Here is a 25,394-nt window from a genome sequence, read left to right as displayed (position 1 = left end):
CAGAAGCTCTACGACGATCCGGAAACGGAGCCCGAACCTGATCCGGGGGACACCCTGGACCACCGATTCGACTCGGCGTCCCACCTGGTGACCGACCCGCCACCGACCCCACCCCCGCCCCGTCCGCCGACACCGACGACGGACCCGCCGGCGACTGCGGGGCGGGGCGCGGCCCCTTCGCGGGGTGACGGCTCGGTGTCGCCGGCGGGTGGGGTGCCGCCGCGGCTCCCGCTGCCTCCGGAGGCGCCCGCGCGGGGAGGTGGGTCGCCGCCGCAGCCCCCGTCGGGTCCGTTGTCGGCGCCGCCCGTGCCGGAGGTGCCGCCGCTGCCGGCGGCTCCGCCTTCGGTGTCACCGGCCTCGGCGACCCAAGGGCCCGTGCCGCGGTCTTCGTCGACGCCGGGTACCTCGGGGGTCGTTCCGCTGCCGGGGGAGCGGTCGCTGGACGGGCCCCCGGCGCCCGCCTCCGGATCGCCGGCGCCTTCGGCGCCGATCCCGCCGCAGCCGGCTCCCGTCTCGCCGACGGGGTGGTCCGGGTGGGCTCCCGCGCCGCCCGTACCGTCGCAGGCGCCTTCGGCACCGGGTCCGCTGTCGCGGGAGGACGGGTCGCCGCAGGGCGCGTCCGGGCAGGTTTCCGGGTCGCGGGCTCCGGTACCGCCCGCGCCGATCCCGTTGTCGAAGGACTCGGCGGGGCAGGAGAGGTCTCCCGAAGCCCCCTCGGGCCGGTCCCCGTCGGTGCAGGCGCCGACCGGAGCGGCCCCGACCACGTCGGGTTCCCTGGCGGCGGAGCCGCTGGTTCCCGGCCCCCGGCAAGGCTCCTCGGAGCCGCAGCCCGCGCCCCCGCGCGACCCCCGCCTGATGGGGGAGACGGGGTACGCACAGGGGGACGTGACCGTGCCGCCGGAGCCGACCGAGCCCCCCGCCCCGTACGAGCCGGCCCGCCCCACCGAACCGCCCGCGCCGCCCGGCGGCCCTGCCCCGGGCAGCCCGGTACCCGGCTCGGGAGCACCACGGGGCCCCGGAGCCGAGCCCGAACCGGACCCGCAGGTACCGCCCTCCGCTTCCACCGGTCCGGCGCACCCGCAGGTACCGCCCTCCGGTTCCGCCGGTCCGGCGCACCCGCAGGTACCGCCCTCCGGTTCCGCCGGTCCGGCACATCCGCAGGTACCGCCCGCCGGCTCCGCCGGTTCGGCGCATCCGCGCGGCGCGCCCTCCGCTTCCGCCGGTCCGGCGCATCCGCAGGTGCCGCCCGCCGGTTCCGCCGGTCCGGCGCATCCGCAGGTGCCGCCCGTCGGTTCCGTCGTACCCGGGTACCCGCCGGATCCGTCCGTACGGGAGGTCCGCGACGGGTTGCCGCAGGCGCTGCCCGCGCGGCCCACCGGGCCCGGGCTCCCGGGGGAACCGGGCGCGGGCGCGGCAGCTCCGGCCGCCGGGCCGCCCGCGCCGGGCCCCGCTTCGACGACGGTCGGCCCCACCGGCCCCGGCCGGGCCGCCGCGCACCCCGATCGGCCCACCGTCAGCCACCTGGGGGACCGGGCTCCGACCTACGCCGCCGAACCGGGCGCGCTGCCCGCGGCCGACCCGGCGGCGTTGGACGACCTGACCCCCGACACGGTGCTGGAGGGGGCCCGATACGGGACCTACACGCTGCGCGCCGCCTCGCTGCGCGGGGACTCCGCCCGCTACCGGGGCGAGGCGCGCCGGGACGCTCTGCTGACCGCCCGCTTCGGCAGCGGCGAGGACGCCCTGGTGCTGGTGGTCCTGGCCGGCGGGGACCGGGCGGCCCCCGGGGCCAGGGAGGCGGCGGCCGATCTGTGCCACACGGTCGCCGCCGCCGTCGGGCGCAGCCGCGAGCGGCTGGCCGACGACATCCGGGCGGGCCGGCGCGAGGCCCTGCGCTCGGGGCTGCAACGGCTCACCGACCGGGGCTACGGACGGCTGCGCGCCCGCGCCGCCGAGCTCGGGCTCCCCGAGGACGCCTGCACGGCCGGGCTGCGCGGCCTCCTGCTGCCCCTGGACCCCCGGTGCGCCAACCGGGTGTGCTTCGGCGCCGGCCCGGGCGGGGTCTTCCGCCTGAGGGCGGGCGCGTGGCAGGACCTGGAACCCGACCCCGCACCGCCCGCCGAACCCGGCACGGGCACCGGCGCCGGCGGCTTCCGGTTCCGGGCCTCCGTGGCCCGCCCCGGTGACACGCTCCTGCTGTGCTCCGGCGGCCTCGCCGAGCCCATGCGGGAGGAGGCCGTGCTCCCGGCGGAACTCGCGGCCCGCTGGTCGCAGGGCGAGCCGCCCGGCCTCGCCGCGTTCCTCGCCGACACCCAGCTCCGCCTCAAGGGGTACGCCGACGACCGGACGGCCGCCGCGGTCTGGGAGGCGTAACGGCACGGAACGTGCGTGGATGGGAGGCGCACCCGGCAGTGCCGAACCGGAAAGGGCGCCCCCTCCATGGCCAAGCAGAACGTGGCGGAGCAGTTCGTGGACATCCTCGTGCGCGCGGGCGTTCAGCGGATGTACGGAGTCGTCGGCGACAGCCTCAACCCCGTCGTGGACGCCATCCGCCGGACCGGTGACATCGAGTGGATCCAGGTCCGGCACGAGGAGACGGCCGCCTTCGCGGCGGGCGCCGAGGCACAGATCACGGGCAGGCTCGCCGCCTGCGCCGGTTCCTGCGGTCCCGGCAACCTGCACCTGATCAACGGGCTGTACGACGCCCAGCGTTCCATGGCCCCCGTCCTCGCGCTCGCCTCGCACATCCCCTCCGGCGAGATCGGCCTCGGCTACTTCCAGGAGACCCACCCCGACCAGCTCTTCCGCGAGTGCAGCCACTACAGCGAGCTGATCTGCAACCCGCAGCAGATGCCCCGGCTGCTCCAGACGGCCGTGCAGCACGCCGTCGGCCGCAGCGGCGTCAGCGTCGTCGCGCTGCCCGGTGACATCGCCTCGCAGCCCGCGCCGGAGAAGGCGGTGGAACACGCGCTGGTGACCGCGCGGCCCACCGTGCGGCCCGGTGACGGGGAGATCGAGAAGCTGGTCCGGCTCGTCGACGAGGCCGACCGGGTCACCCTGTTCTGCGGCAGCGGCACCGCCGGCGCGCACGCCGAGGTGATGGAGTTCGCGGGCCGGGTCAAGGCCCCGATCGGCCACGCCCTGCGCGGCAAGGAGTGGATCCAGTACGACAACCCGTACGACGTCGGCATGAGCGGGCTGCTCGGCTACGGCGCCGCGTACGAGGCCACGCACGAGTGCGACCTGTTGATCCTGCTCGGCACGGACTTCCCGTACAACGCCTTCCTCCCCGACGACGTGAAGATCGTCCAGGTGGACATCCGCCCCGAACACCTGGGCCGTCGGTCCCAGTTGGAACTCGCGGTCTGGGGAGACGTACGGGAGACCCTGCGCGCGCTGAACACCCGGGTCAGGGCCAAGACGGACCGCCGCTTCCTGGACCGGATGCTGAAGAAACACGCGGACGCCCTGGAGGGGGTGGTGAAGGCCTATACGCGCAAGGTGGAGAAGCACACACCGATCCATCCCGAGTACGTGGCGTCGGTTCTGGATGAACTCGCGGATGACAATGCGGTGTTCACCGTGGACACCGGCATGTGCAACGTATGGGCGGCGCGCTATCTTTCCCCGAACGGAAAGCGGCGCATCATCGGCTCCTTCAGCCACGGCTCCATGGCCAATGCCCTACCCCAGGCGATCGGGGCGCAGTTCACCGACCGGAGCCGTCAAGTGGTCTCGATCTCCGGCGACGGTGGCTTCTCGATGCTGATGGGAGATTTCCTCACCCTGGTGCAGTACGACCTGCCCGTCAAAGTGGTCCTCTTCAACAACTCATCCCTCGGAATGGTCGAGTTGGAGATGTTGGTTTCCGGCCTGCCTTCGTACGGGACCACGAACCAGAACCCGGACTTCGCCGCGATCGCCCGCGCGGCGGGCGCCTACGGGGTCCGCGTCGAGAAGCCCAAGCAGCTCACGGCGGCTCTGAAGGATGCTTTTCGACACAAGGGCCCTGCTCTCGTGGACGTGGTGACCGACCCCAACGCCCTGTCGATTCCGCCGAGGATCAGCGCCGAGATGGTGACCGGATTCGCCCTGTCCGCCGGCAAGATCGTGCTGGACGGCGGGGTGGGCCGGATGATCCAGATGGCTCGATCCAACCTGCGCAACGTACCGCGCCCTTGAGGCCGCAGGAGTGCGAATTGCCCCGGGGGGCATGCATTCCGTAGGCCAGTTCGAGCAGTGCGCATACGGGGGAGGTACATCGCCGTGCGGGTGGGGGCGAATACCGGAAAGCTGTGGAAGAAGGGCCGGCCGGTGCCGCGCGAACCGTCCGACGGGGGCGGCGCGGCCGACGGGGTGCGGATCAGGCGGAGCGTGGACCGGGCCGACCTGAAGGCCATCGGCGAGATCCGACGGGCGCTGCGGGACCTGCTGCGCCACCGGTGCCGGGCCGAGGCGGCCGACGTCGCGGAACTGCTGATCACGGAACTCGTCACGAACGCACTGGTCCACACCGAGCACGGCGCGGAGGTGTCCGCGAGTCTGGCCGCCGCCACGCTGCGGGTCGAGGTCCGCGACTACACGGCCCGCCGCCCCCGCCCGTACGCACCGTCCGCCGACGACGGTACGCACGGCCGGGGGCTGGCGCTGGTCCAGGCGCTCGCGGACGCCTGGGGCGTGGACCCGCTCGCACTGGGGCGCGGCAAGGTCGTCTGGTTCGAACTCCGCGCCGGATAGCGGCGACGGCCCGACATGACGGTGGGGCGGCTGCCCCGGGGGATCCCCGGAGCGGCCGCCCCACGTTTCGTGCGCACGGTTCGGATCAGCCGAACTGCTGTTCCAGGTCCTTCAGTTTGCGCTCCAGTGAGTCGAGCCGGGGAATCGTCTGGGTGTCGTCCTCGGCCGTCAGGTCGACCGTCCGGGCGCCGGACGGATCAAGGGGTTCGGTTCCGCCCACGGCCTGCAGGGAGGGCCGGCGACGCAGGGGCAGCTGTCCCGCTTCCGATATGGCCGGCTCCGCGCCGACCGGCGCGGAGCCCGTTCCGGGGTTCAACCCCGGCATGTCGACCTGTCGGGCCCGCGCCCTGCCGAACGCCCGGTTCTGTCGGCCGAGGGCCTTGATGTGGGCCCGGTCCAGGCGGTGTTGCTCCCGCCTGCGGTGTCGGTCCTGTTCCTTCTCCTTCTTGTCCTCGCGCACCTCGTCCACGGCCTCGTCGAGGGTGCGGACCCCCTCCAGCAGCATGAGCGACCAGGCGCCGAAGGTCTCGCGGGGGGCCCGCAGCCAGCGGACCATCCGGATCTGCGGCAACGGCCTCGGGATCAGGCCCTGTTCGCGCAGCGCCGCCCGGCGCGTCTGCTTGAGGGCGCGGTCGAAGAGCACGGCCGCCGACAGTGACATCCCGGCGAAGAACTGCGGGGCGCCGTCGTGTCCGAGGCCGCGGGGCGCGTGCACCCAGTTGAACCAGGCGGCCGCGCCCGCGAACAGCCAGACCAGCATGCGGGACCCGAGGGCCGCGTCGCCGTGACTGGCCTCGCGAACGGCCAGCACCGAACAGAACATCGCGGCGCCGTCGAGGCCGAAGGGGACCAGGTACTCCCAGCCTCCGGACAGGTTCAGGTTCTGCCGGCCGAAACCGACGAGCCCGTGGAAGGAGAGCGCGGCGGCGACCGCCGCGCAGCAGAAGAGCAGGACGTACGAGGCGGTCCCGTAGACGGCTTCCTTGCGCCGTCTGCGTTCCTCGCTGCGTTCCCAACTGTCCTCGGCCGCGGCCTTCTCGCTCTCCCGCTTGCCCCGGGCCAGTACCGCCACTGCCGCAAGTACGCCCAGGATCAACAGGCTGCCGGGCAGCAGCCAGTCCAGCGATATGTCGGTCAGTCTCATGCGGATGTCCCTTGCCTCGCGTATGCGGCGTTCCGGGCGCCATAGTGGCGCAGCCGGTCCGGGGTGCACGCGGTTTTCGGGGCAAGTGGACGCCATCGGGGGGCGCGGCCCGTCGGATAGGGCGTTGTGGCTCGAACTGGCGCTCGTGTCAACGGGGTTGAGTTCGAATGCACTTCATCCCTGCGAGTGGGTTCAGTCGGTGGCGGCGTCCGCCACCAGTCGGGTGACGCGGTCCGCGTCACAGGTGCGCGGACAGGTCGTACAGGTGTCCTCCGGTCGGATCGTGTAGAAGAAGCAGCAGCCCGCCCGGTCGCGGGTCGTCAGCTCCTGTCCTTCGGGGCCGCGCAGCGTGCGGAACCCCGCGCCGCCCGTGTACGGGGCGGTCGAGCCGGGCAGCAGCAGCTCCAGCTCCCGCACGGCCCGCTCCTCCTCGCCGAACAGCTGCCCGAGGTACCACAGGCCCTCGACGAGGTCGTCGGTCGCCATCGCCCACAGGGCCCGCCGGCCGCGCCGGGTCCGCGGGCCGAAACCTTCCAGCAGCGGGGTGAGGTGTTGGGACACCGCTGCCCGCACCTCGCTCCGCAGTGACTCCTCGTCGGGCACGACACGGGCCCCGGGGAGGGCGGCCGCCGGATCGTCCGGCAGGCACGCGAAGGTTTCGACCCGTACGGACATCTGTCCGCGGGTCCGGTGGTACGCCACCTCGGACACCGGCAGCCGGGGTACCCGACGGTCCAGGAACCAGGGGATCGTGATCAACAGGACGGCGGGCCAGGCGTACCGGTGCAGCCCGAACCCGGCCACCACATCGGGTCGCCCCGGGGTGCCGTAGTCGCGCAGGACCTGGGCGTGATCCCAGGCGAGGAAGGCGTCGACCGCCTCCCCGCCCGCCGCGAGCTCGTCCGCGCCGACCCATCCCACACCGCTGGGGAGGGGTTCGTGCGCGCCGTGCTCCGTGATCGCCAGCCCGGGGTGGGCCGCCGTCAGTCGCCGGTACGCGTCCGCCATCGGAGAGCCGTCCGCGGCGGGTGCGGTCGGGAGCAGGACGTCAACAGCCAAGCCGGTCATGACGGACCACCGATTCACGCGATCGTTAGAAGGTTAGCCTTACCTTACTCGACCTTTCGTGGGGTGTGTCCAGCCGGCCCGCCACGAATTACGGCGACCTCGACGGAATCGGCGCGCCCGGCCCGCTCCACCCCGCCGACCTTGGCTTATTCTCGGATCCGGTCGAGACCCGGAGGAGGACCGAATGCACGCAGCGGACCGCCCCGCGGTACCGACGAACCCGCTGATTCCCGCACAGAACGCCCAACCGGCGGAGGCGGAGGCGGACGGCAGCGCGCAGCCGGAGCAGCAGCAGCAGCAGCCGGCGCAGTCGGCCGACCGCCCGGACCCGGTGCGGATCGCCCCCAAGGTGCTGCGCCATTCGGTGCGCGCGCAGGTGCTGGAGGCCCTGCGGGCCGCCCTCGTGGACGGCGAGCTCGCGCCGGGGGAGATCTACTCCGGCCCGGCCCTCGGCGAGCGGTTCGGGGTCTCCGCGACCCCCGTACGGGAGGCGATGCAGCAACTCGCGCTGGAAGGCGCGGTGGAATGCCTGCCCAACCGGGGGTTCCGGGTCCTGAGCCGCACCCCCCGCGCGCTGGCGGAGCTGGCCGAGGTAAGGGCCCTGCTGGAGGTTCCCGTGATGCTCCGCCTCGCCCGCACCGTCCCGGTCGGGACCTGGGAGTCCCTGCGCTCCGCCGCCCACGCCACCGCCGAGGCGGCCGCCGCCGGCGACCTGCCCGGCTACGCGGCCGCCGACCGGGCCTTCCACCGGGCCGTGCTGACCCTCGCGGACAACGCCGAACTCGTCCGGCTCACCGAGGAACTCCACCGGCGCGCCCAGTGGCCCCTGCCCGGAGCCCCGCGGGTGCGCCGCGCCGACCTGGTCGCCGACGCGGCCGAGCATTCGGCACTCCTGGAGGCCCTGATCGCGGGCGACCTCACGGTGGTGGAGTCACTCGTACGGGAGCACTTCGCGGGCGCCCACTGACCCGACGGGCTACGCCGGCGAGGGGTGCAGTTGGTCCGCCAGCCAGGTCGGGATGCCGCCCAGCAGGTGGAACAGGCGCCGGGCCTCCGCCCGCAGCCGGGCGGCCTCGGGCTCCGGCTCGGCCTCGGCCAGGGCCGCCAGCGCCGGGGCCGTACCGACCAGGAAGCCCAGCTCCTCGCGGATCCGCAGGGACTCCGTGAAGCCCTTGCGGGCTTCGGCGACCTCCCCGTCCCGCAGCGCCAGTGCGGCCAGGTGCCGCCAGGTGAAGGACAGCAACAGGGTGTCCCCGTGGGCCACCGCGCCGGCGTGGGCCCGCCGGTACGCCGGTAGGGCCGCCTGCGGGGAGTCCGCCAGGTGCTCGGCGACCAGCCCCCGACGGAAGTCCAGCAGCGGCCGGGTCCGGGAACCCGGCGACAGCAGGGCCGCGGAGCGGCCGAGCGCCGAACGGGCCTCGTCGGCCCGGTCGCGGACCCCGAGCACGGTCGCGGCGTAGGCCAGCTGGCCCCGCTCGCACGCGGCCGCGCCCCGTTCGTCGTCGTCGTGGGCCACGGCCTCCGCGACCCGCAGCGCGTCCTCCGCCTCGGCCCACCCCTGGCCGGTGAACAGGCACCGCTCCACCAGGAGCGCGGTGCGCTGCACGGCAGCCCCCGCGTGGTGGGCGTGGGGCGTCAGAAGGGCAGCCGCGTCGGTCCAACAGCCGCGCGAACGCAGCCGCCATATCGCCCGCTGGAGGGGGTCGTCGCCCCCCGTGGATCCCGCACCGGACACGGCGGTATCCGCCACATTGCCCTCCCCGAAGCAACCAAGCAGCACGTCTTTGAGCCCTGGGGCGAAATGAGAGCACGGATCGGTCGCATCGGCCAAGGGGTCGGGTGAACTCTTTCACAAAGTCCGGACGAGGTGTCAGGGGGCCCGGCCCGTACGGTCGTCCCCGCGCACCGCCCCCGGGAGGTGGGGCGGGGCGGTCTTTCCTCAGCTCATCGGCCGTGCGGGCGTCAGCTCATCCGCAGTGCGAGGAAGAAGTCGAGCTTGTCCTCCAACCGGGACAGGTCCCGCGCCGTCAGCTGCTCGATTCGCCCCACCCGGTAGCGCAACGTGTTGACGTGGAGGTGCAGTCGGGTCGCGCAGCGCGTCCAGGAGCCGTCGCAGTCCAAGAACGCCTCCAGGGTCGGGATGAGCTCTGCCCGGTGTCGGCGGTCGTAGTCCCGCAGCGGGTCCAGCAGGCGGGCCGTGAAGGCCCTGCGCACGTCGTCGGGGACGAAGGGCAGCAGCAGCACGTGCGAGGCCAGCTCGTGGTGCCCGGCGGCGCAGACCCGGCCCGGGCGGGCGGCGGCGACCCGGCGGGCGTGCCGAGCCTCCTCCAGTGCCCCGCGCAGCCCCTCGGCGGAGTGCACGGCGGCGCTGACGCCGAGGGTGAGCCGCCCGTCGTCGGCCAGACCGGCCGCCAGGGGCTCCCGTACGGAGGTCAGGAGCACGTCCGCGTGCAGGGCGGAATCGGGGCCGCCCTTCTCCTCCCCGGGCTCACCGGGCAGCGAGGGCAGCGGCACGAGCGCGATGGCCTCGTCACCCGCATGGGCCACCGCGATCCGGTCGGAAGGCTCCGGGCCCGAGATCGACGGGTCGACCAGGATCTCCTCCAGCAGTGACTGGGCCACCGGCCCGCCGGGGATGTCCCCGCCGTCCCAGTCCACCCGCGCCACCACGACCTGCCAGTGCGGGGCGCCACCCAGTCCGGGCAGCAGCACCGGGGCCGCCACCCGCAGGCGGGCCGCGATCTCGGCGGGCGCGGCGCCCGTCTGGACCAGTTCGAGCACCTCCTGGGCCAGTCGGCGGCGCACCGTACGGGCCGCGTCGCGGCGTTCCCGCTCGACCGCGATCAGCTGGGTGACGCCCTGGAGCAGATCCAGCCGCTCGGCGGGCCAGTCGCCGGCGTCCGCCTCGACGGCCAGCAGCCAGTCCGACAGCACGCTCTCGCGCACGTCACGGGCGGCGGGACCCGGGCCCCGGCCGTGTCCCCTGATCGGGAACAGCGAGTAGGTAATACCCTGGATGGACATCCGGTGCGGGCCCCTGCGGCCGGTCCGGACCGCCGCGAGGTGTTCGCTCGCCAGCGTCGCGCAGACGCCCGGAGCCAGCGGCTCGCCGGCGCCGGCGATCTGCCGGCCCGTGGGCGAGAGCACCCAGGCCCGCAGATCGAGGTCCGTGGTGAGCAGATCCAGCACCACATCGGGTCCCCCTCCCGCCGGGCCCGATGTCATCAGCCGCCGGTGGCGGTCCACGACCGCCGCGAGATCACCCGCGCGCTCCCCGGAGACCTGCCGCACCACGTACTCGGTGATGGTGGCGAATGCAACGTCCTCGTTCACCGCGAACAGCGGGAGCCGGTTGCGCCGACAGGCTGACACGAGGTCGTCGGGGACGTCGCCCAGCTCGGCCTCGCCCGCCGCGAGGCCCGCGACGCCCGCGCTCGCGAGGATTCGTACGAACGGCTCGGAATCGGCTGAATTTCTTCGCCATGCCAGGCCGGTGAGGACGAGTTCTCCTCCTGACAGGTACCGGCTGGGATCCCGTAGGTCGGTCGTCATGACCCCGCGGACCGTCCGGTCGAGTTCTTCCTCGCCGCCCAGCAGCCGCAGCCCCAGCGCCTCGGTTTCCAGCAGTGCGCGCAGCCGCATGATGTCGCCGCCGATCTGTCTCGATGTTGCCGTTGGAAATCGGGCAGGTCGTCGCATCCTGCCTTTCATACGAATCTACAAGACGAGGGAGGCCCCCAGCCAACTCCTTCATGGTTTCGGTGACTGCACCCAAGGGACGCGTGGCTTGTGTACTGACTCCACACCGCATTAACAGCACGTGAACGACCAGTCGAGGGCCCTTCGGCCTCCTGGCTTGAAGTGAACGACACGATGAAGAAGAAGAGAGCCGCACATGGACTTCCTTCGCCCCGCCAGCTGGGAGGAGGCGCTCGCCGCTAAGGCCGAGTACCCCACAGCTGTGCCGATTGCGGGTGGCACCGACATCATGGTCGAGATCAATTTCGACCACCGCCGTCCGGAGTACCTCCTCGACCTCAACCGCATCGGTCTGCTGCGGGAGTGGGAGGTAGGCGAGGAGGTCACCAAGCTGGGCGCCTCCGTCCCGTACACCCAGATCATGGAAAACCTGCGCGGTACGCTGCCGGGTCTCGCGCTCGCCTCGCACACGGTCGCGTCCCCGCAGATCCGCAACCGCGGCGGTGTCGGCGGCAACCTCGGTTGCGCCTCGCCGGCCGGTGACTCCCACCCCGCCCTCCTCGCGGCAGGCGCGGAGGTCGAGGTCGAGTCGGTCCGCGGCGCGCGAATGATCCCGATCGACGAGTTCTACACGGGCGTCAAGCGCAACGCGCTGGCCCCCGACGAGCTCATCAAGACGGTCCACATCAAGAACGCCGCCGGTCCGCAGCAGTACTCGAAGGTCGGCTCCCGCAACGCGATGGTCATCGCGGTGTGCGCCTTCGGTCTGGCGCTGCACCCCGACTCCCGCACGGTCCGCACCGGCATCGGGTCGGCCGCGCCGACCCCGATCCGGGCGAAGGCCGCCGAGGAGTTCCTGAACGCCGCCCTCGAAGAGGGCGGTTTCTGGGAGTCGGGCAAGGTCATCACCCCGTCGATCGCCAAGCAGTTCGGTGACCTCGCCTCCGGCGCGGCCAACCCGATCGACGACGTCCGCGGCACGGCGAAGTACCGCCGCCACGCGGTCGGCATCATGGCTCGCCGCCAGCTCGTCTGGACGTGGGAGCAGTACCGCGGCACCAACGGCCGCTCGCTCGAAGGGGCTGCGTAACCATGCGCGTCAATTTCACTGTCAACGGTCGTCAGCAGGAAGCCGACGACGTGTGGGAGGGCGAGTCCCTCCTCTACGTCCTGCGCGAGCGCATGGGCCTGCCGGGCTCGAAGAACGCCTGCGAGCAGGGTGAGTGCGGTTCGTGCACCGTCCGTCTCGACGGCGTGCCGGTCTGTTCCTGTCTGGTGGCCGCCGGTCAGGTCGAGGGTCGCGACGTCGTGACCGTCGAGGGCCTGGCGGACTTCGCCAAGCAGCGCGCGGAGCACGGCCACGGTGGTGCCTGCGGCACCGGCGGCGGCTGCGGAAGCAAGGGCGTGACCACCGACGAGGCGAAGCGCTGGGCTGCCAAGCCCGGTGACTCGCAGACCGGTGAGGGCCTCGAACTCTCCAACATCCAGCAGGCGTTCATCGACGCCGGCGCCGTCCAGTGCGGTTTCTGCACCCCGGGTCTGCTCGTCCAGGCGGACGCGCTGCTGGAGGAGAACTCCGACCCGTCCGACCAGGACATCCGTGAGGCCCTGTCCGGCAACCTCTGCCGCTGCACGGGCTACGAGAAGATCCTCGACGCGGTCCGCCTCGCGGCCGCCCGTCAGGGAGAGGCGGTCTGACCATGGCTCAGAACACCCGCACCGTGCCCGCCGGTACGCCGACGAACGTCACCCAGAAGCACAACAAGGGCGGCATCGGCGAGTCCATCCTCCGTCCGGACGGCACCCTCAAGGTCACCGGCGAGTTCGCGTACTCCTCGGACATGTGGCACGAGGACATGCTGTGGGGCCAGACGCTGCGCAGCACCGTCGCCCACGCCGAGATCGTCTCCATCGACATCTCCGAGGCGCTCGCCATGCCCGGCGTGTACTCGGTGCTGACGTACGACGACCTGCCGGCCGAGATGAAGAACTACGGCCTGGAGATCCAGGACACCCCGGTTCTCGCCCACGGCCGAGTACGTCACCACGGTGAGCCGGTCGCCCTCGTGGCCGCCGACCACCCGGAGACCGCCCGCCGGGCGGCTGCCAAGATCAAGATCGACTACCGTGAGCTGCCGCTCGTCACGGACGAGGCCTCCGCCCTCGCCGAGGGCGCGCCGCTGATCCACGAGAACCGCGACGACCACCACATCGGTCACGTCCCGCACCCGAACATCGTGCACCGCCAGCCGATCATCCGCGGCAACGTGGAAGAGGCCCGCAAGCGCGCCGACGTCATCGTCGAGGGCGAGTACACGTTCGGCATGCAGGACCAGGCCTTCCTCGGCCCGGAGTCCGGTCTGGCCGTGCCGTCCGAGGACGGCGGCGTCGAGCTGTACGTCGCCACCCAGTGGCTGCACTCGGACCTCCAGCAGATCGCCCCGGTCCTGGGCCTGCCGCCGGAGAAGGTCCGCATGACGCTCTCGGGCGTCGGCGGGGCCTTCGGTGGCCGCGAGGACATCTCGATGCAGATCCACGCCTGCCTCCTGGCCCTGGCCACGAACAAGCCGGTCAAGATCGTCTACAACCGCTTCGAGTCCTTCTTCGGCCACGTGCACCGCCACCCGGCGAAGCTCTACTACGAGCACGGCGCCACCAAGGACGGCAAGCTCACGCACATGAAGTGCAAGATCGTCCTGGACGGTGGCGCGTACGCGTCCGCCTCCCCGGCGGTCGTGGGCAACGCCTCCTCCCTCTCGGTCGGTCCGTACGTCCTGGAGGACGTGGACATCGAGGCGATCGCGCTCTACACGAACAACCCGCCGTGTGGCGCGATGCGCGGCTTCGGCGCCGTCCAGGCCTGCTTCGCCTACGAGGCCCAGATGGACAAGCTCGCGCAGAAGCTGGGCATGGACCCGGTCGAGTTCCGCCAGCTCAACGCCATGGAGATGGGCACGGTCATGCCGACCGGCCAGGTCGTGGACGCCCCGGCGCCCGTCGCCGAGCTGCTGCGCCGGGTCAAGGCCCGCCCGCTGCCGCCCGAGCGTCAGTGGGAGTCGGCCGGAGAGGGCGCGGACGTCCGCGCGCTGCCCGGCGGCCTCTCCAACACCACCCACGGCGAAGGCGTCGTCCGCGGCGTCGGCTACGCGGTCGGCATCAAGAACGTCGGCTTCTCCGAGGGCTTCGACGACTACTCCACCGCCCGCGTGCGCCTGGAGGTCATGAACGGCGAGCCCGTCGCGATGGTCCACACGGCCATGGCGGAGGTCGGCCAGGGCGGCATCACCGTCCACACGCAGATCGCCCGTACCGAGCTGGGCGTCACGCAGGTGACGATCCACCCGGCCGACACGCAGGTCGGCTCCGCCGGTTCCACGTCCGCCTCGCGGCAGACGTACATGACCGGTGGCGCCGTGAAGAACACCTGTGAGGCGGTCCGCGAGGCCCTGCTGGAGATCGGCCGCCGCAAGAACGGCTCGTACCACCCGGCGTGGGCCACGGCCGAACTGCTCCTCGAAGGCGGAAAGGTCGTCACCGACGGCGGCGAGGTCCTCGCGGACATCGCCGACATCCTGGAGGGCGAGGACGCGATCGACCTCGAACTCGAGTTCCGTCACGCGGCGACCGAGCCCTTCGACCTGGTCACCGGCCAGGGCAACGGGCACGTCCAGTACACCTTCGCCGCGCACCGCGCGGTCGTCGAGGTGGACACCGAGCTGGGCCTGGTCAAGGTCGTCGAGCTGGCGACCGCCCAGGACGTCGGCAAGGCGCTGAACATGCTCTCCGTGGTCGGCCAGATCCAGGGTGGTACCACCCAGGGCTTGGGCGTCGCGATCATGGAAGAGATCATCGTGGACCCGAAGACCGCGAAGGTGCGCAACCCCTCCTTCACGGACTACCTGATCCCGACCATCCTCGACACCCCGACCATCCCGGTCGACGTCCTGGAGCTCGCCGACCCGAAGGCCCCGTACGGCCTGCGCGGCATGGGCGAGGCCCCGACCCTCTCGTCCACCCCGGCCGTCATCGCGGCCATCCGGGCGGCGACCGGTCTGGAGATCAACAAGACGCCGATCCGTCCGGAAGCCCTCACCGGCACCCTCTAGGACGGCGTGGTCCGGGGGCCTCGGCCCCCGGACCCACCCCCGGATTTCCGGGCGGCGGGACAGGGAACGTCACACTTTCGGTCCCGCCGCCCGGAGCACGAAGTACCGCTCCGCTCGCGGTCCTCGCACCTGGCAGTACCCCTGCACAAACCCCCACGTAGTACCAGCGGTCACCCCCGCACTACCCGCAGTACACGCAGTGAACATTCGCGTCGCCTCGGGCCGTCACCCCGGGTCGTGCAGCCAACCCAAATCCCGCGTCTCCAATCTTTATGCGGGTGCCCCTTTGAACCTTGGGAGTCAGGCACCATGACCCAGTCATCAGTGGAGCCCAAGACCACCGCGGAAGAGGCCGGCGACGGCTCTCTGAATCCCGCCGGGCGTTCTTGGCTCGACCGGTATTTCCACATAACGCACAGAGGATCCAACGTCGGCAACGAGGTTCGTGGCGGTATCACGACCTTCATGGCCATGGCGTACATCCTCCTGCTGAACCCGCTGATCCTTTCCGGCAAGGACGTCGCCGGAAACACCATGTCCCCGGCAGCGCTGATCACCGCCACCGCGTTCGCGGCGGCCCTGACCACGCTCCTCATGGGCTTCGTCGGCAAGGTGCCGCTCGCACTGGCCGCCGGACTCTCCGTCTCCGGCGTGCTGGCCTCGCAGGTGGCCCCGCAGATGACCTGGCCGCAGGCCATGGGCATGTGCGTGATGTACGGCGTCGTGATCTGTCTCCTGGTCGTCACCGGCCTCCGAGAGATGATCATGAACGCGATCCCCCTCGCGCTCAAGCACGCGATCACCATGGGCATCGGTCTCTTCGTGGCCCTCATCGGTCTCGTCAAGGCCGGCTTCGTGCACGGCTCCCAGGTCGGCGGGCCGCTCACCCTCGGCCCCGCCGGTGAGCTCGCCGGCTGGCCCGTCCTGCTCTTCTGCGTCACCCTGCTCGCCATCTTCATGCTCCAGGCCCGCAAGGTCCCCGGCGCGATCCTGATCGGCATCGTCGGCGGCACCGTCCTGGCCGCGATCCTCAGCGCCATCGTCGACATCGACCCGAAGGCCTGGAGGAACGGCCCGCCGGAGCTCGCGGGCTCCGCGATCTCGATGCCCGACTTCTCGCTGTTCGGCAAGGTCGAGTTCGGTGGCTGGGGCGACGTCGGCGTCATGACGATCGGCATGATCGTCTTCACCCTGGTGCTCGCCGGCTTCTTCGACGCGATGGCCACCATCATCGGCGTCGGCACCGAGGCCAAGCTGGCCGACGACAAGGGCCGCATGCCGGGTCTGTCGAAGGCCCTGTTCATCGACGGCGCCGGTGGCGCCATCGGTGGTGTCGCGGGCGGCTCCGGCCAGACCGTGTTCGTCGAGTCCGCCACCGGCGTCGGTGAGGGAGCCCGTACGGGTCTCGCCTCCGTCGTCACCGGCCTCTTCTTCGCGGCCTGCCTCTTCTTCACCCCGATCACCCAGGTGGTCCCGGGCGAGGTCGCCTCCGCGGCCCTGGTCGTCATCGGCGCGATGATGATGCAGAACGCCCGCCACGTGGACTGGGCCGACAGCGCGACCGCGATCCCGGTCTTCCTGACCGTCGTGATCATGCCGTTCACCTACCAGATCACCGCCGGCGTCGCGGCCGGTGTCATCTCCTACGTGGCCATCAAGGTCGCGCAGGGCAAGGCCCGCGAGATCGGCGCCTTCATGTGGGTCCTGACGGGCATCTTCCTGGTGTTCTTCGCCCTCAACCCGATCGAGGGCCTGCTCGGGGTCCACTGACCCGGGTCGGGGCACCGACCGAGCAGCTCCGAGCGGTCGAAGTACCGCACCCTCCACGTGATCGATACTGGAAACGAACCCCTCCGAGGAGGCCGCACATGCTGGACATCGCCGAAGAACTGAACCGGTGGGTCGAGCAGGGACGTGACTTCGCCGTCGCCACGGTCGTGGCGGTCGGCGGGAGCGCGCCCCGGCAGCCCGGAGCCGCGCTCGCCGTCGACGGCGAAGGCACCGCGATCGGTTCGGTTTCCGGTGGATGCGTGGAGGGTGCGGTGTACGAACTGTGCCAGCAGGCGCTGGAGGACGGCGAGACCGTCCGGGAGCGCTTCGGGTACAGCGACGACGATGCCTTCGCCGTGGGCCTGACCTGCGGCGGAATCATCGACATCCTCGTCACCCCGGTCCCCGTGGGCTCCCCGCTGCGCCCGGTGCTGGCGGCCGCGCTGGCCGCCGCCGCCCGTGGCGAGGCCGCCGCCGTGGCCCGGATCGCCGAAGGTCCGACCGAGCTCATGGGGCGCGCCATCACCGTGCGCGCCGACGGCTCCTACGAGGGCGGCTTCGGGGGACACCCCGAACTGGACCGCACCCTCGCCGAGGAGACCCGCGCCATGCTGGACGCCGGGAAGACCGGCGTCCTGGAGATCGGCGCCGACGGGCGGCTCTGCGGAGAGCCCCTCAAGGTGCTCGTCGAGTCGAGCGTGCCGCCGCCGCGGATGATCGTCTTCGGGGCCATCGACTTCGCCTCCGCCCTGGTACGGATCGGCAAGTTCCTCGGCTACCACGTGACCCTGTGCGACGCCCGGCCCGTCTTCGCCACGAAGAACCGCTTCCCCGAGGCGGACGAGATCGTGGTCGACTGGCCGCACCGCTACCTGGAGGCCCAGGCCGACGCGGGCGGCGTCGACGCCCGCACCGTCCTGTGCGTCCTCACCCACGACGCCAAGTTCGATGTCCCGCTCCTCGAACTGGCCCTCAAGCTCCCCGTCGCCTACGTCGGCGCCATGGGCTCCCGCCGCACCCACGAGGACCGCAACAAGCGGCTCCGCGAGGTCGGCGTGACGGAGCTGGAACTGACCCGGCTGCGCTCCCCGATCGGCCTGGACCTCGGCGCCCGCTCCCCGGAGGAGACCGCGCTGTCCATCGCCGCCGAGATCGTCGCGAACCGCCGCGGCGGCACCGGCGCGGCCCTCACCGGCGCGCGCATCCCGATCCACCACGACACCTCGAACTCCGTGATCGGCAGGATCGGCTCCGTCGCTTGAAGCGGTGGGGGCGGCGGAGGCCGCGAGTGAGCGCGTGCATGAAGTGGGCGCGGTCCCGCCCGTAGTGAGCGCGGGCACGAAGTGGGCGAAGGGCGCGACCCGTTGGGGTTGCGCCCTTGTGGCGTTCCCCCTATCTTACCGGCCGGTAAGGGGGCGGCATCCTCTCCGTCCCCTCGGAGCACCGGAGTTGACCGGATGTTACGTACCGTGCGAAACCCGCGAGCGCTGTTGACGCGACGCCCCCTGCGGACCCTGGCCGTGTTGGCCGCCGCGAGCCTGCTGACCGCCCTCGCGCCGGCCTCGGCCGCGACGCCGCCACCGGCCGCGCCCGGTGACGGCCTGCGCGAGGTGTTCTTCGTCGGGAACAACTGGGAGGGGACGGCCGATGTCCTCGCCTCCACCGGCGACCTCGCCCGGATCGGCCGGATCAACGTGATCCCCGACAAGGCCGACCGGCTGTGGGAGATCCACCTCAACCCGCTGAAGCTGGCCTTCTTCCTCGGCATCCGCGAGAGCGCCGGCGAGGGTCACGACCAGTTCGTCGACGACATGTACACCACCCCGGACGGCTCGGCCGTCGTCGTCTCCCGGCCGAGCTTCGCCGACGTCGTGTCCATCGACGTCCGCTCCGGTCGCATCAACTGGCGCTTCCCCGTGGCGGGTTACCGTTCCGACCACATGGCCGTGTCGCCCGACGGCACGCGCGTCGCGGTGTCCGCCTCCACCGCCAACACCGTGCACGTCCTGGACATCGCCACCGGGCGCCAGGTCGGCTCGTTCCGCACCGGCGACAAGCCGCACGAGAACACCTACACCCGCGACGGCCGGTTCCTGTGGAACAGCTCGATCGGCGAGGTGAACACGGCTCTCGACGCGCCCTGGCTGGACTGGACGAAGGGCGACCGGAAGATCACCGTCGTCGACACGCAGACCTTCCGCACGGTGCGCGTCATCGACATGCGCGAACGACTCGACGCCTTCGGCCGTTCCGACCTCTCCGATTCCGTGCGCCCGGTCGCCTTCAGCCCCGACGAGTCGAAGTTCTACTTCCAGGTGTCGTTCTTCAACGGCTTCCTGGAGTACGACGTGCCCACCGACCGGATCACCCGCCTCAAGGCCCTCCCGATGAACCCGGCCACCAGCACCGACCGGACCACCTGGGTCAACGACTCCCGCCACCACGGCATGTCCATGAGCCCGGACGGATCCAAGCTCTGCATCGCGGGCACCATGGACGACTACGCCACCGTGGTGGACCGCGCCACCCTGACGGAAGGCCCCCTGGTACCCGCCGCCAAGCCGTACTGGGCCACGGTCGACGGCGACGGCAAGGGCTGCGTGATCTCCGAGAGCGGCGCCGACCGGGTCACGGCCATCGACTTCGCCACCGGGACCAAGCGGGTGTCCGTTCCCGTCGGCGACCACCCGCAGCGCGTACGGCTCGGCCACGTGCCGACGGGATGGACGGGTCCGACTGCGACGGGATCGACTGCGACGGGGACGACTGCGACGGGGACGACGGCGACGGGGACGACGGCGACGGGGACGACGGCGACGGGATCGACGGCGCGCTGAGCGCGGCGCGGTCGCGGGTCGTGGGCGCGGCGGGTCGGGGGCGTGAACCGGAGCGCCGGCCCGTCGCGGGCGCTGGAACTGGCCATTTCGGTAAAATGGGGAGCTTATGAGGTGACCGGTCCACGATGACCGATTAGTCTCCCGATCATGGTGGACATCCGCGAGGTACCCGAGGCCGACATCGACCGCGCCCAGGAGCTCGCCTACCTGGTCTTCCACGACCGCCCCGAACCCGAGGGGCGCGCCCGGCACCGCGCCCTGCTCACCCGCTGCTCGCGCCTCGGCGCCTACGACGGGACCGCGCTGGTCGGGTTCATGGCCGCGCACGACTTCCGGCTCTCCGTCCCCGGCGGCGAACTCGGTTGCCCCGGACTCACCTTCGTGTCCGTGGCCCCCACCCACCGCCGCCGGGGCGTCCTGACCGCCCTCATGGACGAGCAACTGCGCCGCGCCGCCGCGACGGGCAGCCCGCTCGCCGCCCTGTGGGCCTCCGAAGCCGCCATCTACGGACGCTTCGGCTACGGCGCCGCCACCCAGGGCCTGACCATCGAGATCGACTCCGGCCGGCCGTTGGCCCTGCGCATCGCCCCCGACCCGCGCCCGCTGCGCCTCGTCGCGCCCCAGGACGCCCTCGCCGTGATCGGCCCCCGCCACGAGGCCGCCCGGACGGAGCGGGCAGGCCGCCCGAACCGCAGCCCGCAGCGCTGGAACGAGGAGTGGCTCTGCGAACAGGACGAGGAGGACGAGGAGTTGGGTCCGCCCCGGATCATCGTCCTCGGTGATCCCGGTGAACCCGTCGCGGGATACGTCCTCTTCCGTACGAAGCCGGAGGACGACACGGCCGGCCCCGGCCGCACCCCGGGGCTGGTGCGCGTCGACGAACTGGAGGCCGATACCCCGGCCGTGGCCGCGGCGCTGTGGGACTGCGTCGGTTCCCTGGACCTGACCGGCCGGGTCCGTGCTTGGGGCCGCCCCGCCGACGACCCGCTCCTGCACTTCGCCGCCGACCGGGACCAGGTCAGGGTCACCGCCCAGTTCCCCGCGCTCTGGCTGCGCCTGGTCGACGTACGGGCGGCCCTGACCGCCCGGGACTGGGCCGCGCCCGTGGAACTGGTGCTGGACCTGGCCGACGTACGCAGGCCCACGAACGCCGGACGGTTCCGGCTCAAGGCGGGCCCGCGCGGGGCGACGTACGAACCGGCCCGGGCGGAGGCCGATCTGACGCTGAACGTACGGGAGTTGGCCGCCTGCTACCTCGGCGGCACCCGGCTGGTCGAGCTGGTGGCCGCCGGGCTGGTCGCCGAACGCACGCCCGGCGCGGCGGCCGCGCTGGACGCCGCGCTGCGCACCGACCCACTGCCGCACACGGCCGACGAGTTCTGAGCCCCGGCTCAGGCGGGGGCGGGCGAGCGGTCCGCCCCCGCCGGCCGGCGCACCGGCTCAGGCGGGCAGCGAGATCCGCGCCGCCGACCTGCCGAAGTCGGGGCTCAGGACCCCCGTGGCGAGGGCCCCGGCCGGCCGGTGCAGGTCCGCCTCGCGGTAACGTCGGCACTTTTCGTGCCAGTTGAGGATCCCCGCGAGCCAGTCCCCGAGCTCGCCGACGTACGCGTCGAGACCGGCCCGGGCGTCGGCGGTCAACTTCCAGTCGGAGTACAGCACCGGCAGTTGGTTCGCCACGATGTGCTGGAACTCCTCCACGCGCTGCCGCATCAGCGAGTGGCAGATCCGCAGCGCCTCCGGGTAGCCGATGTCGAAGAAGTTGCGGGTGACGAGGAGGTAGTTGTGGACCTCGCCCTCGACCTCCAGCTCCTTCTGGTAGGAGAAGATGTCGTTGATCAGGCACCCCGTGTCCGCCGCCGCGTTCTCCAGGGACCGGATGGTTCCCGAGGCGTAGATCTCCTCGGGGATGCCCCGGCCCGCCAGGCCCAGCCGGCACAGGTACATCGTCAGGTGGGAGCCGAACGTGCTGCGGCGCATCTCCGCGTAGTCCACCGGGTCCGGGATGTGGTTCAGGATCTGGTTCTCGATCTCCCAGACCCAGCTCTCCAGCATGCTCACCAGGGTCGCCCGGAACTCGGCGCGGACCGTCGGCGTCATGTCCGCGCTCGTACGGATCCACAGGTCGGCGAGGGAACGTTCCAGCGCGGTGACCGGCGGCGGCTGCTCCGCGAGGTCGACGGGGATCATCGAGACGAGCCGGGCGGTGGCGGCCTTGGCCGCCGGGAGGTCCTTCGTCCGGCCGAACACCACCGGGTAGTAGTCGTCCCCGTACGTTCCCCAGGTCAGCCAGCACGAGTTGAGCAGGAGCGCCTCGGGCGTGGCGTCGGGGTCGATGCCGGCGGAACAGAGCGCGAAGTCGTAGCCGCGCACCTTGTCCTCCGTCCAGATCGCCGAGCCGGGATCGCCGGGCTGCGGATCGAGCAGGCCCATGCGGCGCGACCAGGCGACGGAGCCCTCGCGTGCGTGGTCGAGGTGGGGGCTCAGGGTGAGCGGGAACGGCAGGGACAGGTCCGGGATCACCGAGGGGCCGGTGGCCTCGAAGGGGACGTGGGTGAAGGAGCGCCGGCGCAGCTCCATCGAGCGGCGGGTGAAGAGGGACCCCAGGTCGAGCGCGGTGGTGCCGAGGCCCGAGGGGAGGAAGGGCAGGGTCAGCGGGGCGGTCGGTTTGGCCTCCTTGTTCATGTAGCGGCTGGAGACCATGTGCCATGCGTGGCCGCCGGACTGCCAGTCCTGGAGCCCCTTGGCGTAGGCGAGGACCGCGGCGATCTCGGTGGGATCCATGGCCCGGTCGGCGAAGAGCTGGGGCAGTTCGACGAGGGCCGTCTGCTCGAACTGGTGCAGCCGGGAGGTGAGCAGGTCGTTGGAGGCTTCGGCGGCCTCCTGGGTGGTGCAGTCCAGGAAGGTCTCCAACACCAGGATGGCGTTGGAGAGTTCACCCTCGTCGGCGACCTCGCGCTGGTAGGAGAAGATGTCGTTCCTGATGTGCACGGCGTCGGAGAAGGCGTCGCGCAGCGCGCCGAGCGGCCGCGCGTGCGCGACGCGCGCCGGGACCTCGGCGGAGACGTACTCGATCAGGCCCGCCGACCAGGGGGCGCCGCCCACCTTGCGGCGCATCTCGATGTATTCGAGGGGGTTCGCGATACGCCCGATGTTGATGTTGGCGAGTTCCCACATCGACTCGTCGAGGAGGTTCTTCGTCGACAGGGAGAACCGCTCCCGCCAGTCCAGCGACATCGCCGGGACGGTACGGGCCCACAGATCGGCGAGGCCCGCCTCGACCGGGTTGGTGGGCTCGGGGAACCCGTCGGCCAGGTCCATCGGCATGAAGGCGCCGAGCCGGTCCAGGTAGGCCTTGGCGCCGGCGCGGTCCTGGGAGCGCTTGTACATCTCCAGGAAGTGGTCGTCGAAGAAGAAGACCCACACGTACCAGTCGGTGACCAGGGAGAGCGCGGCCGCATCGCAGTCGGGGTGGGTGTAGGAGCACAGCAGGGCGTAGTCGTGCGAGTCGAGGTCCTTCTCCTCCCACACGCCGGAACCCTCCAACATCCCGAAGGCGCGGGCCCACTGCTTGGTGTGGGCCCTGGCGTCCTCCAGGTGGGGGTTCAGTCGCGCCGGATGGGGCACGTAGAAATCCGGCAGTTGGAACGGCTGCGTCACGACGGGGTCGGCCTTTCGTCCACGGGTGCGGGGAGCCGGCGTTCCGTCCCCCCGGCACGAGATCAGCAGGGCCCTACCCCGGATGCCGACGGGATAAGGGGGAGTTCACCGCATCAGGTGACGCGGACCCCTTTGTGATGCGGCGCGACGCGGCGGCGGCTAGGACGCCTGCGCTCCCACGACCTCTTCGAGGAGTTCCGCGGACCGCTCGGCGCGGAGCTCGTTGCCCGGCGGCGGAGCTCGTTGCCCGGCGGCGGGCCCCGTGAGAGCATCGATGTTCCACAGCAGTGTCATGTCCACGGTTTTGATGTCCCCGGTTCTTACTGGCAGGTGCCGTCTCTTGCGCACAACAGAGCTGACCGAAGCCCGCGTCGACGAGGCGGGCAACATCCTGGTGGCGCCTTCGGTGGTGCGGGACAAGGACGTCGTCGGGGATTTCCTCGGGTCCGTGATCACGCCGGAGGAACTTGCTTCCGGTTCGGTCGACCTCGCGCGGAGGACTGTCTACCTGTGTGGCGACATATCCGCGATGGATGGCCGCCAACTACGCTCGGCCGCCCGGGTGTTCGTCATCCGGGAGTTGTCGCAGGGTTACCGCGAGGACGTCGACCGGCCGTGGGCCCTCGTCGACCTCGGTCGGGTTCCCCTCCGTGTGCACGGCGTCGGCGTGTACTACCGCCGCTTCTTCGCACCGGAGGCCGACCACTTCGGGCGGATCCGCGCGGAGCACGCGTTCCAGTCCCTGACGGAGTCCACCAAGCCCGGAACGGCGCATCGCAGCGGCATCTACCTGACGCCCGTCACGCGAGAGGACGACGCACTGCATTTCCGCCTGCTGCGCTGCTCCACGAACCTCTCGGGGCCGACCGAGAACTTTCGCCCGACCGACACGGACATCGTCGAGGACCTGAACCGCGAGGCCGCCGCCGTCTTCCGGGACCAGGCACCGCTGAACCACGTCCTCGCCCAGGTCTACCGCAACAGCGCTGCCACGGCCGGGCGCAAGCAGGCCAAGGCCAGGATCTCGGCCCATGCCGACAAGACCAAGGACATGCCCGTCAACGGCATCATGGCGTTCTGCACCTTCTACGATCGGATCGACGAGCTGCGGCCCCTGGCCGAAGACCCCTTCGATTACGGTGTGAAGGGCGCCAGCGGGCTGACCAGGCTCCACTTCCGTCTGAAGGAGCCGGTCGAAGAACGCGACGGGGCCGCGCTGCCCCCGCGGTTCACCCTCACCCTCCACCCCGGCTCCGTCTTCCTCATGCCGCTGTCCACCAACCGCCTGTACACGCACGAGATCCGGCCCTCGTCGTTGGACGCCGACCTGCTCCCGACCCGTCTGGGATACGTGGTGCGCTGTTCGAGCGCCGAAGCCGTTCACAGGAGCGGCCGCACGTTCCTCAAGGCGGATGGGGAGCTGGTGGAGCTGGGGCCGGCCACGGCGGCCGGCATGGAGCAGCTGCGCGGGCTGTACGCCGAGGAGAACAGGACCTCGTCCGTCATCGACTACGGCGAGGAATTGCTCTTCAGCATGAACGCGGGGGACTACGTTGCCCCTCGGATCTAGGATCTCGGACGAGATCCTCGTGTCGTCCCTGGCGTCCCTGGCGCCCCTGTCGTCCTCCTCGACCGAGGAGAACCTCTTCGCGGAGCTGTCCGAGTCGGCTCGTTGGGAGGACGTGGGGAAGGGCCGGCGAGCCGCCGTGCTCACCCGGATCGACGACGCGGGCGACGTGCCTCTCGTGCGTACCACCACGCGGTACGGCGATCCGGCGCAGCGCTTCCGGGCGGTGCACGAACGGCTGGCACGAAGGATCCAAGAACGTGCGGCGCTGCCGGTCGGCTTCAACAACGCCCTCATCGAGCTCTACACGAACGCCTACAGGACCATGGGCGGCCATTGCGACCAGGCCCTCGATCTGTCCGACGATTCGTTCATCGCCGTCTTCTCCTGCTACGAACATCCCGAAGCGGGCACGCCGAGGAAGCTGATCTTCGAATCGAAGGAAGCCGGGGGTGAGAAGGTCGAGATCCCCCTCACCCACCACGGCGTCGTCGCGTTCTCCGTCGCCTCGAACCGGATGCTCAAGCACCGGATCGTCTGGGACGCGCCCGTCGGGACGGCGGACAACCGATGGTTGGGTGTGACCTTCAGAACGTCGAAGACCTTCGTCCGGTACCGCGACGGACAGGCGTACCTCCCGCAGGGCGAGCGGCTCCTGTCGGCCGACGACGAGCAGCGGCGCGAGTTCTACCGGCTGCGGCGCCGGGAGAACGACGCGTCGGACTTCACCTACCCCCTGCTGGCGTACACCGTCAGTGACAGCGACCTGATGCCGCCGGTCTGACCTCGCGCCCCGGCCCGGCGGGGGA

20 protein-coding genes are annotated in these 25,394 nt (G+C 71.5%); 13 read left to right on the top strand and 7 right to left on the bottom strand.

Annotated elements, in window-relative coordinates; genetic code table 11:
- Window positions 1–8 precede the first annotated feature (8 nt).
- Window positions 9–764 (bottom strand): hypothetical protein, encoded by a 756-nt coding sequence (locus AB0D46_RS18160; RefSeq protein WP_362878482.1) that lies wholly within the window; start codon window positions 762–764, stop codon window positions 9–11.
- A gap of 91 nt (window positions 765–855) precedes the next feature.
- On the opposite strand from AB0D46_RS18160, the gene AB0D46_RS18155 reads away from it, so the two are divergent.
- The 3 genes from AB0D46_RS18155 (at window position 856) to AB0D46_RS18145 (ending at window position 4,737) form a co-directional block, all read left to right on the top strand.
- On the top strand, window positions 856–2,373 hold the full coding sequence (locus AB0D46_RS18155) for a protein phosphatase 2C domain-containing protein (RefSeq protein ID WP_362878481.1): 1,518 nt from the start codon (window positions 856–858) through the stop codon (window positions 2,371–2,373).
- A 66-nt stretch (window positions 2,374–2,439) separates the two neighbouring features.
- Window positions 2,440–4,182, top strand: a complete 1,743-nt coding sequence (locus tag AB0D46_RS18150) for a pyruvate dehydrogenase (RefSeq protein WP_362878479.1) — start codon at window positions 2,440–2,442, stop codon at window positions 4,180–4,182.
- A gap of 174 nt (window positions 4,183–4,356) precedes the next feature.
- Window positions 4,357–4,737 (top strand): ATP-binding protein, encoded by a 381-nt coding sequence (locus tag AB0D46_RS18145; protein WP_362878507.1) that lies wholly within the window; start codon window positions 4,357–4,359, stop codon window positions 4,735–4,737.
- 85 nt (window positions 4,738–4,822) lie between these two features.
- On the opposite strand, the gene AB0D46_RS18140 is transcribed toward AB0D46_RS18145, so the two are convergent.
- Both AB0D46_RS18140 and AB0D46_RS18135 read right to left on the bottom strand, forming a co-directional pair.
- The gene (locus AB0D46_RS18140) at window positions 4,823–5,881 is read right to left on the bottom strand and encodes a DUF2637 domain-containing protein (RefSeq protein WP_362878477.1); all 1,059 of its coding nucleotides are present in this window, start codon (window positions 5,879–5,881) and stop codon (window positions 4,823–4,825) included.
- A 192-nt stretch (window positions 5,882–6,073) separates the two neighbouring features.
- A complete protein-coding gene (locus AB0D46_RS18135) occupies window positions 6,074–6,949 on the bottom strand; it encodes a (2Fe-2S)-binding protein (protein ID WP_362878475.1) in 876 nt (291 codons plus the stop codon).
- 184 nt (window positions 6,950–7,133) lie between these two features.
- Between AB0D46_RS18135 and AB0D46_RS18130 the strand changes: the two genes are divergently transcribed.
- The gene (locus AB0D46_RS18130; RefSeq protein WP_362878473.1) at window positions 7,134–7,916 is read left to right on the top strand and encodes a GntR family transcriptional regulator; all 783 of its coding nucleotides are present in this window, start codon (window positions 7,134–7,136) and stop codon (window positions 7,914–7,916) included.
- 9 nt (window positions 7,917–7,925) lie between these two features.
- On the opposite strand, the gene AB0D46_RS18125 is transcribed toward AB0D46_RS18130, so the two are convergent.
- Both AB0D46_RS18125 and AB0D46_RS18120 read right to left on the bottom strand, forming a co-directional pair.
- On the bottom strand, window positions 7,926–8,699 hold the full coding sequence (locus AB0D46_RS18125; protein ID WP_362878471.1) for a hypothetical protein: 774 nt from the start codon (window positions 8,697–8,699) through the stop codon (window positions 7,926–7,928).
- A gap of 212 nt (window positions 8,700–8,911) precedes the next feature.
- Window positions 8,912–10,591, bottom strand: coding sequence for a PucR family transcriptional regulator ligand-binding domain-containing protein (locus AB0D46_RS18120; protein ID WP_362878469.1), 1,680 nt, complete (start codon window positions 10,589–10,591; stop codon window positions 8,912–8,914).
- A 253-nt stretch (window positions 10,592–10,844) separates the two neighbouring features.
- On the opposite strand from AB0D46_RS18120, the gene AB0D46_RS18115 reads away from it, so the two are divergent.
- The 7 genes from AB0D46_RS18115 to AB0D46_RS18085 all read left to right on the top strand — a co-directional run bounded on the left by AB0D46_RS18115 (window position 10,845) and on the right by AB0D46_RS18085 (window position 20,744).
- Window positions 10,845–11,738, top strand: coding sequence for a xanthine dehydrogenase family protein subunit M (locus tag AB0D46_RS18115; RefSeq protein ID WP_362878467.1), 894 nt, complete (start codon window positions 10,845–10,847; stop codon window positions 11,736–11,738).
- A 2-nt stretch (window positions 11,739–11,740) separates the two neighbouring features.
- Window positions 11,741–12,346: a (2Fe-2S)-binding protein gene (locus AB0D46_RS18110; RefSeq protein ID WP_362878465.1), complete on the top strand. Its 606-nt coding sequence runs from the start codon at window positions 11,741–11,743 to the stop codon at window positions 12,344–12,346.
- Between the two features lie 2 nt (window positions 12,347–12,348).
- Window positions 12,349–14,754: a molybdopterin cofactor-binding domain-containing protein gene (locus tag AB0D46_RS18105; RefSeq protein ID WP_362878463.1), complete on the top strand. Its 2,406-nt coding sequence runs from the start codon at window positions 12,349–12,351 to the stop codon at window positions 14,752–14,754.
- Window positions 14,755–15,063: 309 nt separating this feature from the next.
- Window positions 15,064–16,524 carry an NCS2 family permease gene (locus AB0D46_RS18100; RefSeq protein WP_362878461.1) on the top strand — a complete coding sequence of 487 codons (1,461 nt, stop codon included), beginning with the start codon at window positions 15,064–15,066 and terminating at the stop codon, window positions 16,522–16,524.
- A gap of 98 nt (window positions 16,525–16,622) precedes the next feature.
- Entirely contained in the window at window positions 16,623–17,786 is a 1,164-nt protein-coding gene (locus tag AB0D46_RS18095; protein ID WP_362878459.1) for an XdhC/CoxI family protein, read from the top strand.
- Between the two features lie 207 nt (window positions 17,787–17,993).
- Window positions 17,994–19,361, top strand: coding sequence for a YncE family protein (locus tag AB0D46_RS18090; protein WP_362878457.1), 1,368 nt, complete (start codon window positions 17,994–17,996; stop codon window positions 19,359–19,361).
- A 147-nt stretch (window positions 19,362–19,508) separates the two neighbouring features.
- Window positions 19,509–20,744: a GNAT family N-acetyltransferase gene (locus tag AB0D46_RS18085; RefSeq protein WP_362878455.1), complete on the top strand. Its 1,236-nt coding sequence runs from the start codon at window positions 19,509–19,511 to the stop codon at window positions 20,742–20,744.
- Between the two features lie 57 nt (window positions 20,745–20,801).
- On the opposite strand, the gene AB0D46_RS18080 is transcribed toward AB0D46_RS18085, so the two are convergent.
- Window positions 20,802–23,018 carry a germacradienol/geosmin synthase gene (locus AB0D46_RS18080; RefSeq protein ID WP_362878453.1) on the bottom strand — a complete coding sequence of 739 codons (2,217 nt, stop codon included), beginning with the start codon at window positions 23,016–23,018 and terminating at the stop codon, window positions 20,802–20,804.
- A gap of 159 nt (window positions 23,019–23,177) precedes the next feature.
- Entirely contained in the window at window positions 23,178–23,312 is a 135-nt protein-coding gene (locus tag AB0D46_RS18075; RefSeq protein WP_362878451.1) for a hypothetical protein, read from the bottom strand.
- 46 nt (window positions 23,313–23,358) lie between these two features.
- Here AB0D46_RS18075 and AB0D46_RS18070 point away from each other — a divergent pair, with 46 nt between their 5' ends.
- Window positions 23,359–24,588, top strand: a complete 1,230-nt coding sequence (locus AB0D46_RS18070; RefSeq protein ID WP_362878449.1) for a hypothetical protein — start codon at window positions 23,359–23,361, stop codon at window positions 24,586–24,588.
- Between the two features lie 19 nt (window positions 24,589–24,607).
- Entirely contained in the window at window positions 24,608–25,369 is a 762-nt protein-coding gene (locus AB0D46_RS18065) for a hypothetical protein (protein ID WP_362878447.1), read from the top strand.
- The last annotated feature ends 25 nt before the right edge of the window (window positions 25,370–25,394 follow it).

This window comes from Streptomyces sp. NPDC048383, from assembly GCF_040651775.1.
In the GTDB taxonomy this organism is placed as follows: Bacteria; Actinomycetota; Actinomycetes; order Streptomycetales; family Streptomycetaceae; genus Streptomyces.
The sequence above is the reverse complement of the archived record's forward strand: the minus strand, read 5'-3'. Positions and strand labels throughout refer to the sequence as shown.

Excerpts from the sequence above, each read along its gene's own strand:
- AB0D46_RS18130 (WP_362878473.1), top strand. The coding sequence starts at position 7,134 with ATGCACGCAGCGGACCGCCCCGCGGTACCGACGAACCCGCTGATTCCC.
- AB0D46_RS18095 (WP_362878459.1), top strand. The coding sequence starts at position 16,623 with ATGCTGGACATCGCCGAAGAACTGAACCGGTGGGTCGAGCAGGGACGT.
- AB0D46_RS18150 (WP_362878479.1), top strand. The coding sequence starts at position 2,440 with ATGGCCAAGCAGAACGTGGCGGAGCAGTTCGTGGACATCCTCGTGCGC.
- AB0D46_RS18155 (WP_362878481.1), top strand. The coding sequence starts at position 856 with ATGGGGGAGACGGGGTACGCACAGGGGGACGTGACCGTGCCGCCGGAG.
- AB0D46_RS18085 (WP_362878455.1), top strand. The coding sequence starts at position 19,509 with ATGGTGGACATCCGCGAGGTACCCGAGGCCGACATCGACCGCGCCCAG.
- AB0D46_RS18105 (WP_362878463.1), top strand. The coding sequence starts at position 12,349 with ATGGCTCAGAACACCCGCACCGTGCCCGCCGGTACGCCGACGAACGTC.
- AB0D46_RS18140 (WP_362878477.1), bottom strand. The coding sequence starts at position 5,881 with ATGAGACTGACCGACATATCGCTGGACTGGCTGCTGCCCGGCAGCCTG.
- AB0D46_RS18100 (WP_362878461.1), top strand. The coding sequence starts at position 15,064 with ATGACCCAGTCATCAGTGGAGCCCAAGACCACCGCGGAAGAGGCCGGC.
- AB0D46_RS18115 (WP_362878467.1), top strand. The coding sequence starts at position 10,845 with ATGGACTTCCTTCGCCCCGCCAGCTGGGAGGAGGCGCTCGCCGCTAAG.
- AB0D46_RS18110 (WP_362878465.1), top strand. The coding sequence starts at position 11,741 with ATGCGCGTCAATTTCACTGTCAACGGTCGTCAGCAGGAAGCCGACGAC.
- AB0D46_RS18120 (WP_362878469.1), bottom strand. The coding sequence starts at position 10,591 with ATGCGGCTGCGCGCACTGCTGGAAACCGAGGCGCTGGGGCTGCGGCTG.
- AB0D46_RS18075 (WP_362878451.1), bottom strand. The coding sequence starts at position 23,312 with ATGACACTGCTGTGGAACATCGATGCTCTCACGGGGCCCGCCGCCGGG.
- AB0D46_RS18135 (WP_362878475.1), bottom strand. The coding sequence starts at position 6,949 with ATGACCGGCTTGGCTGTTGACGTCCTGCTCCCGACCGCACCCGCCGCG.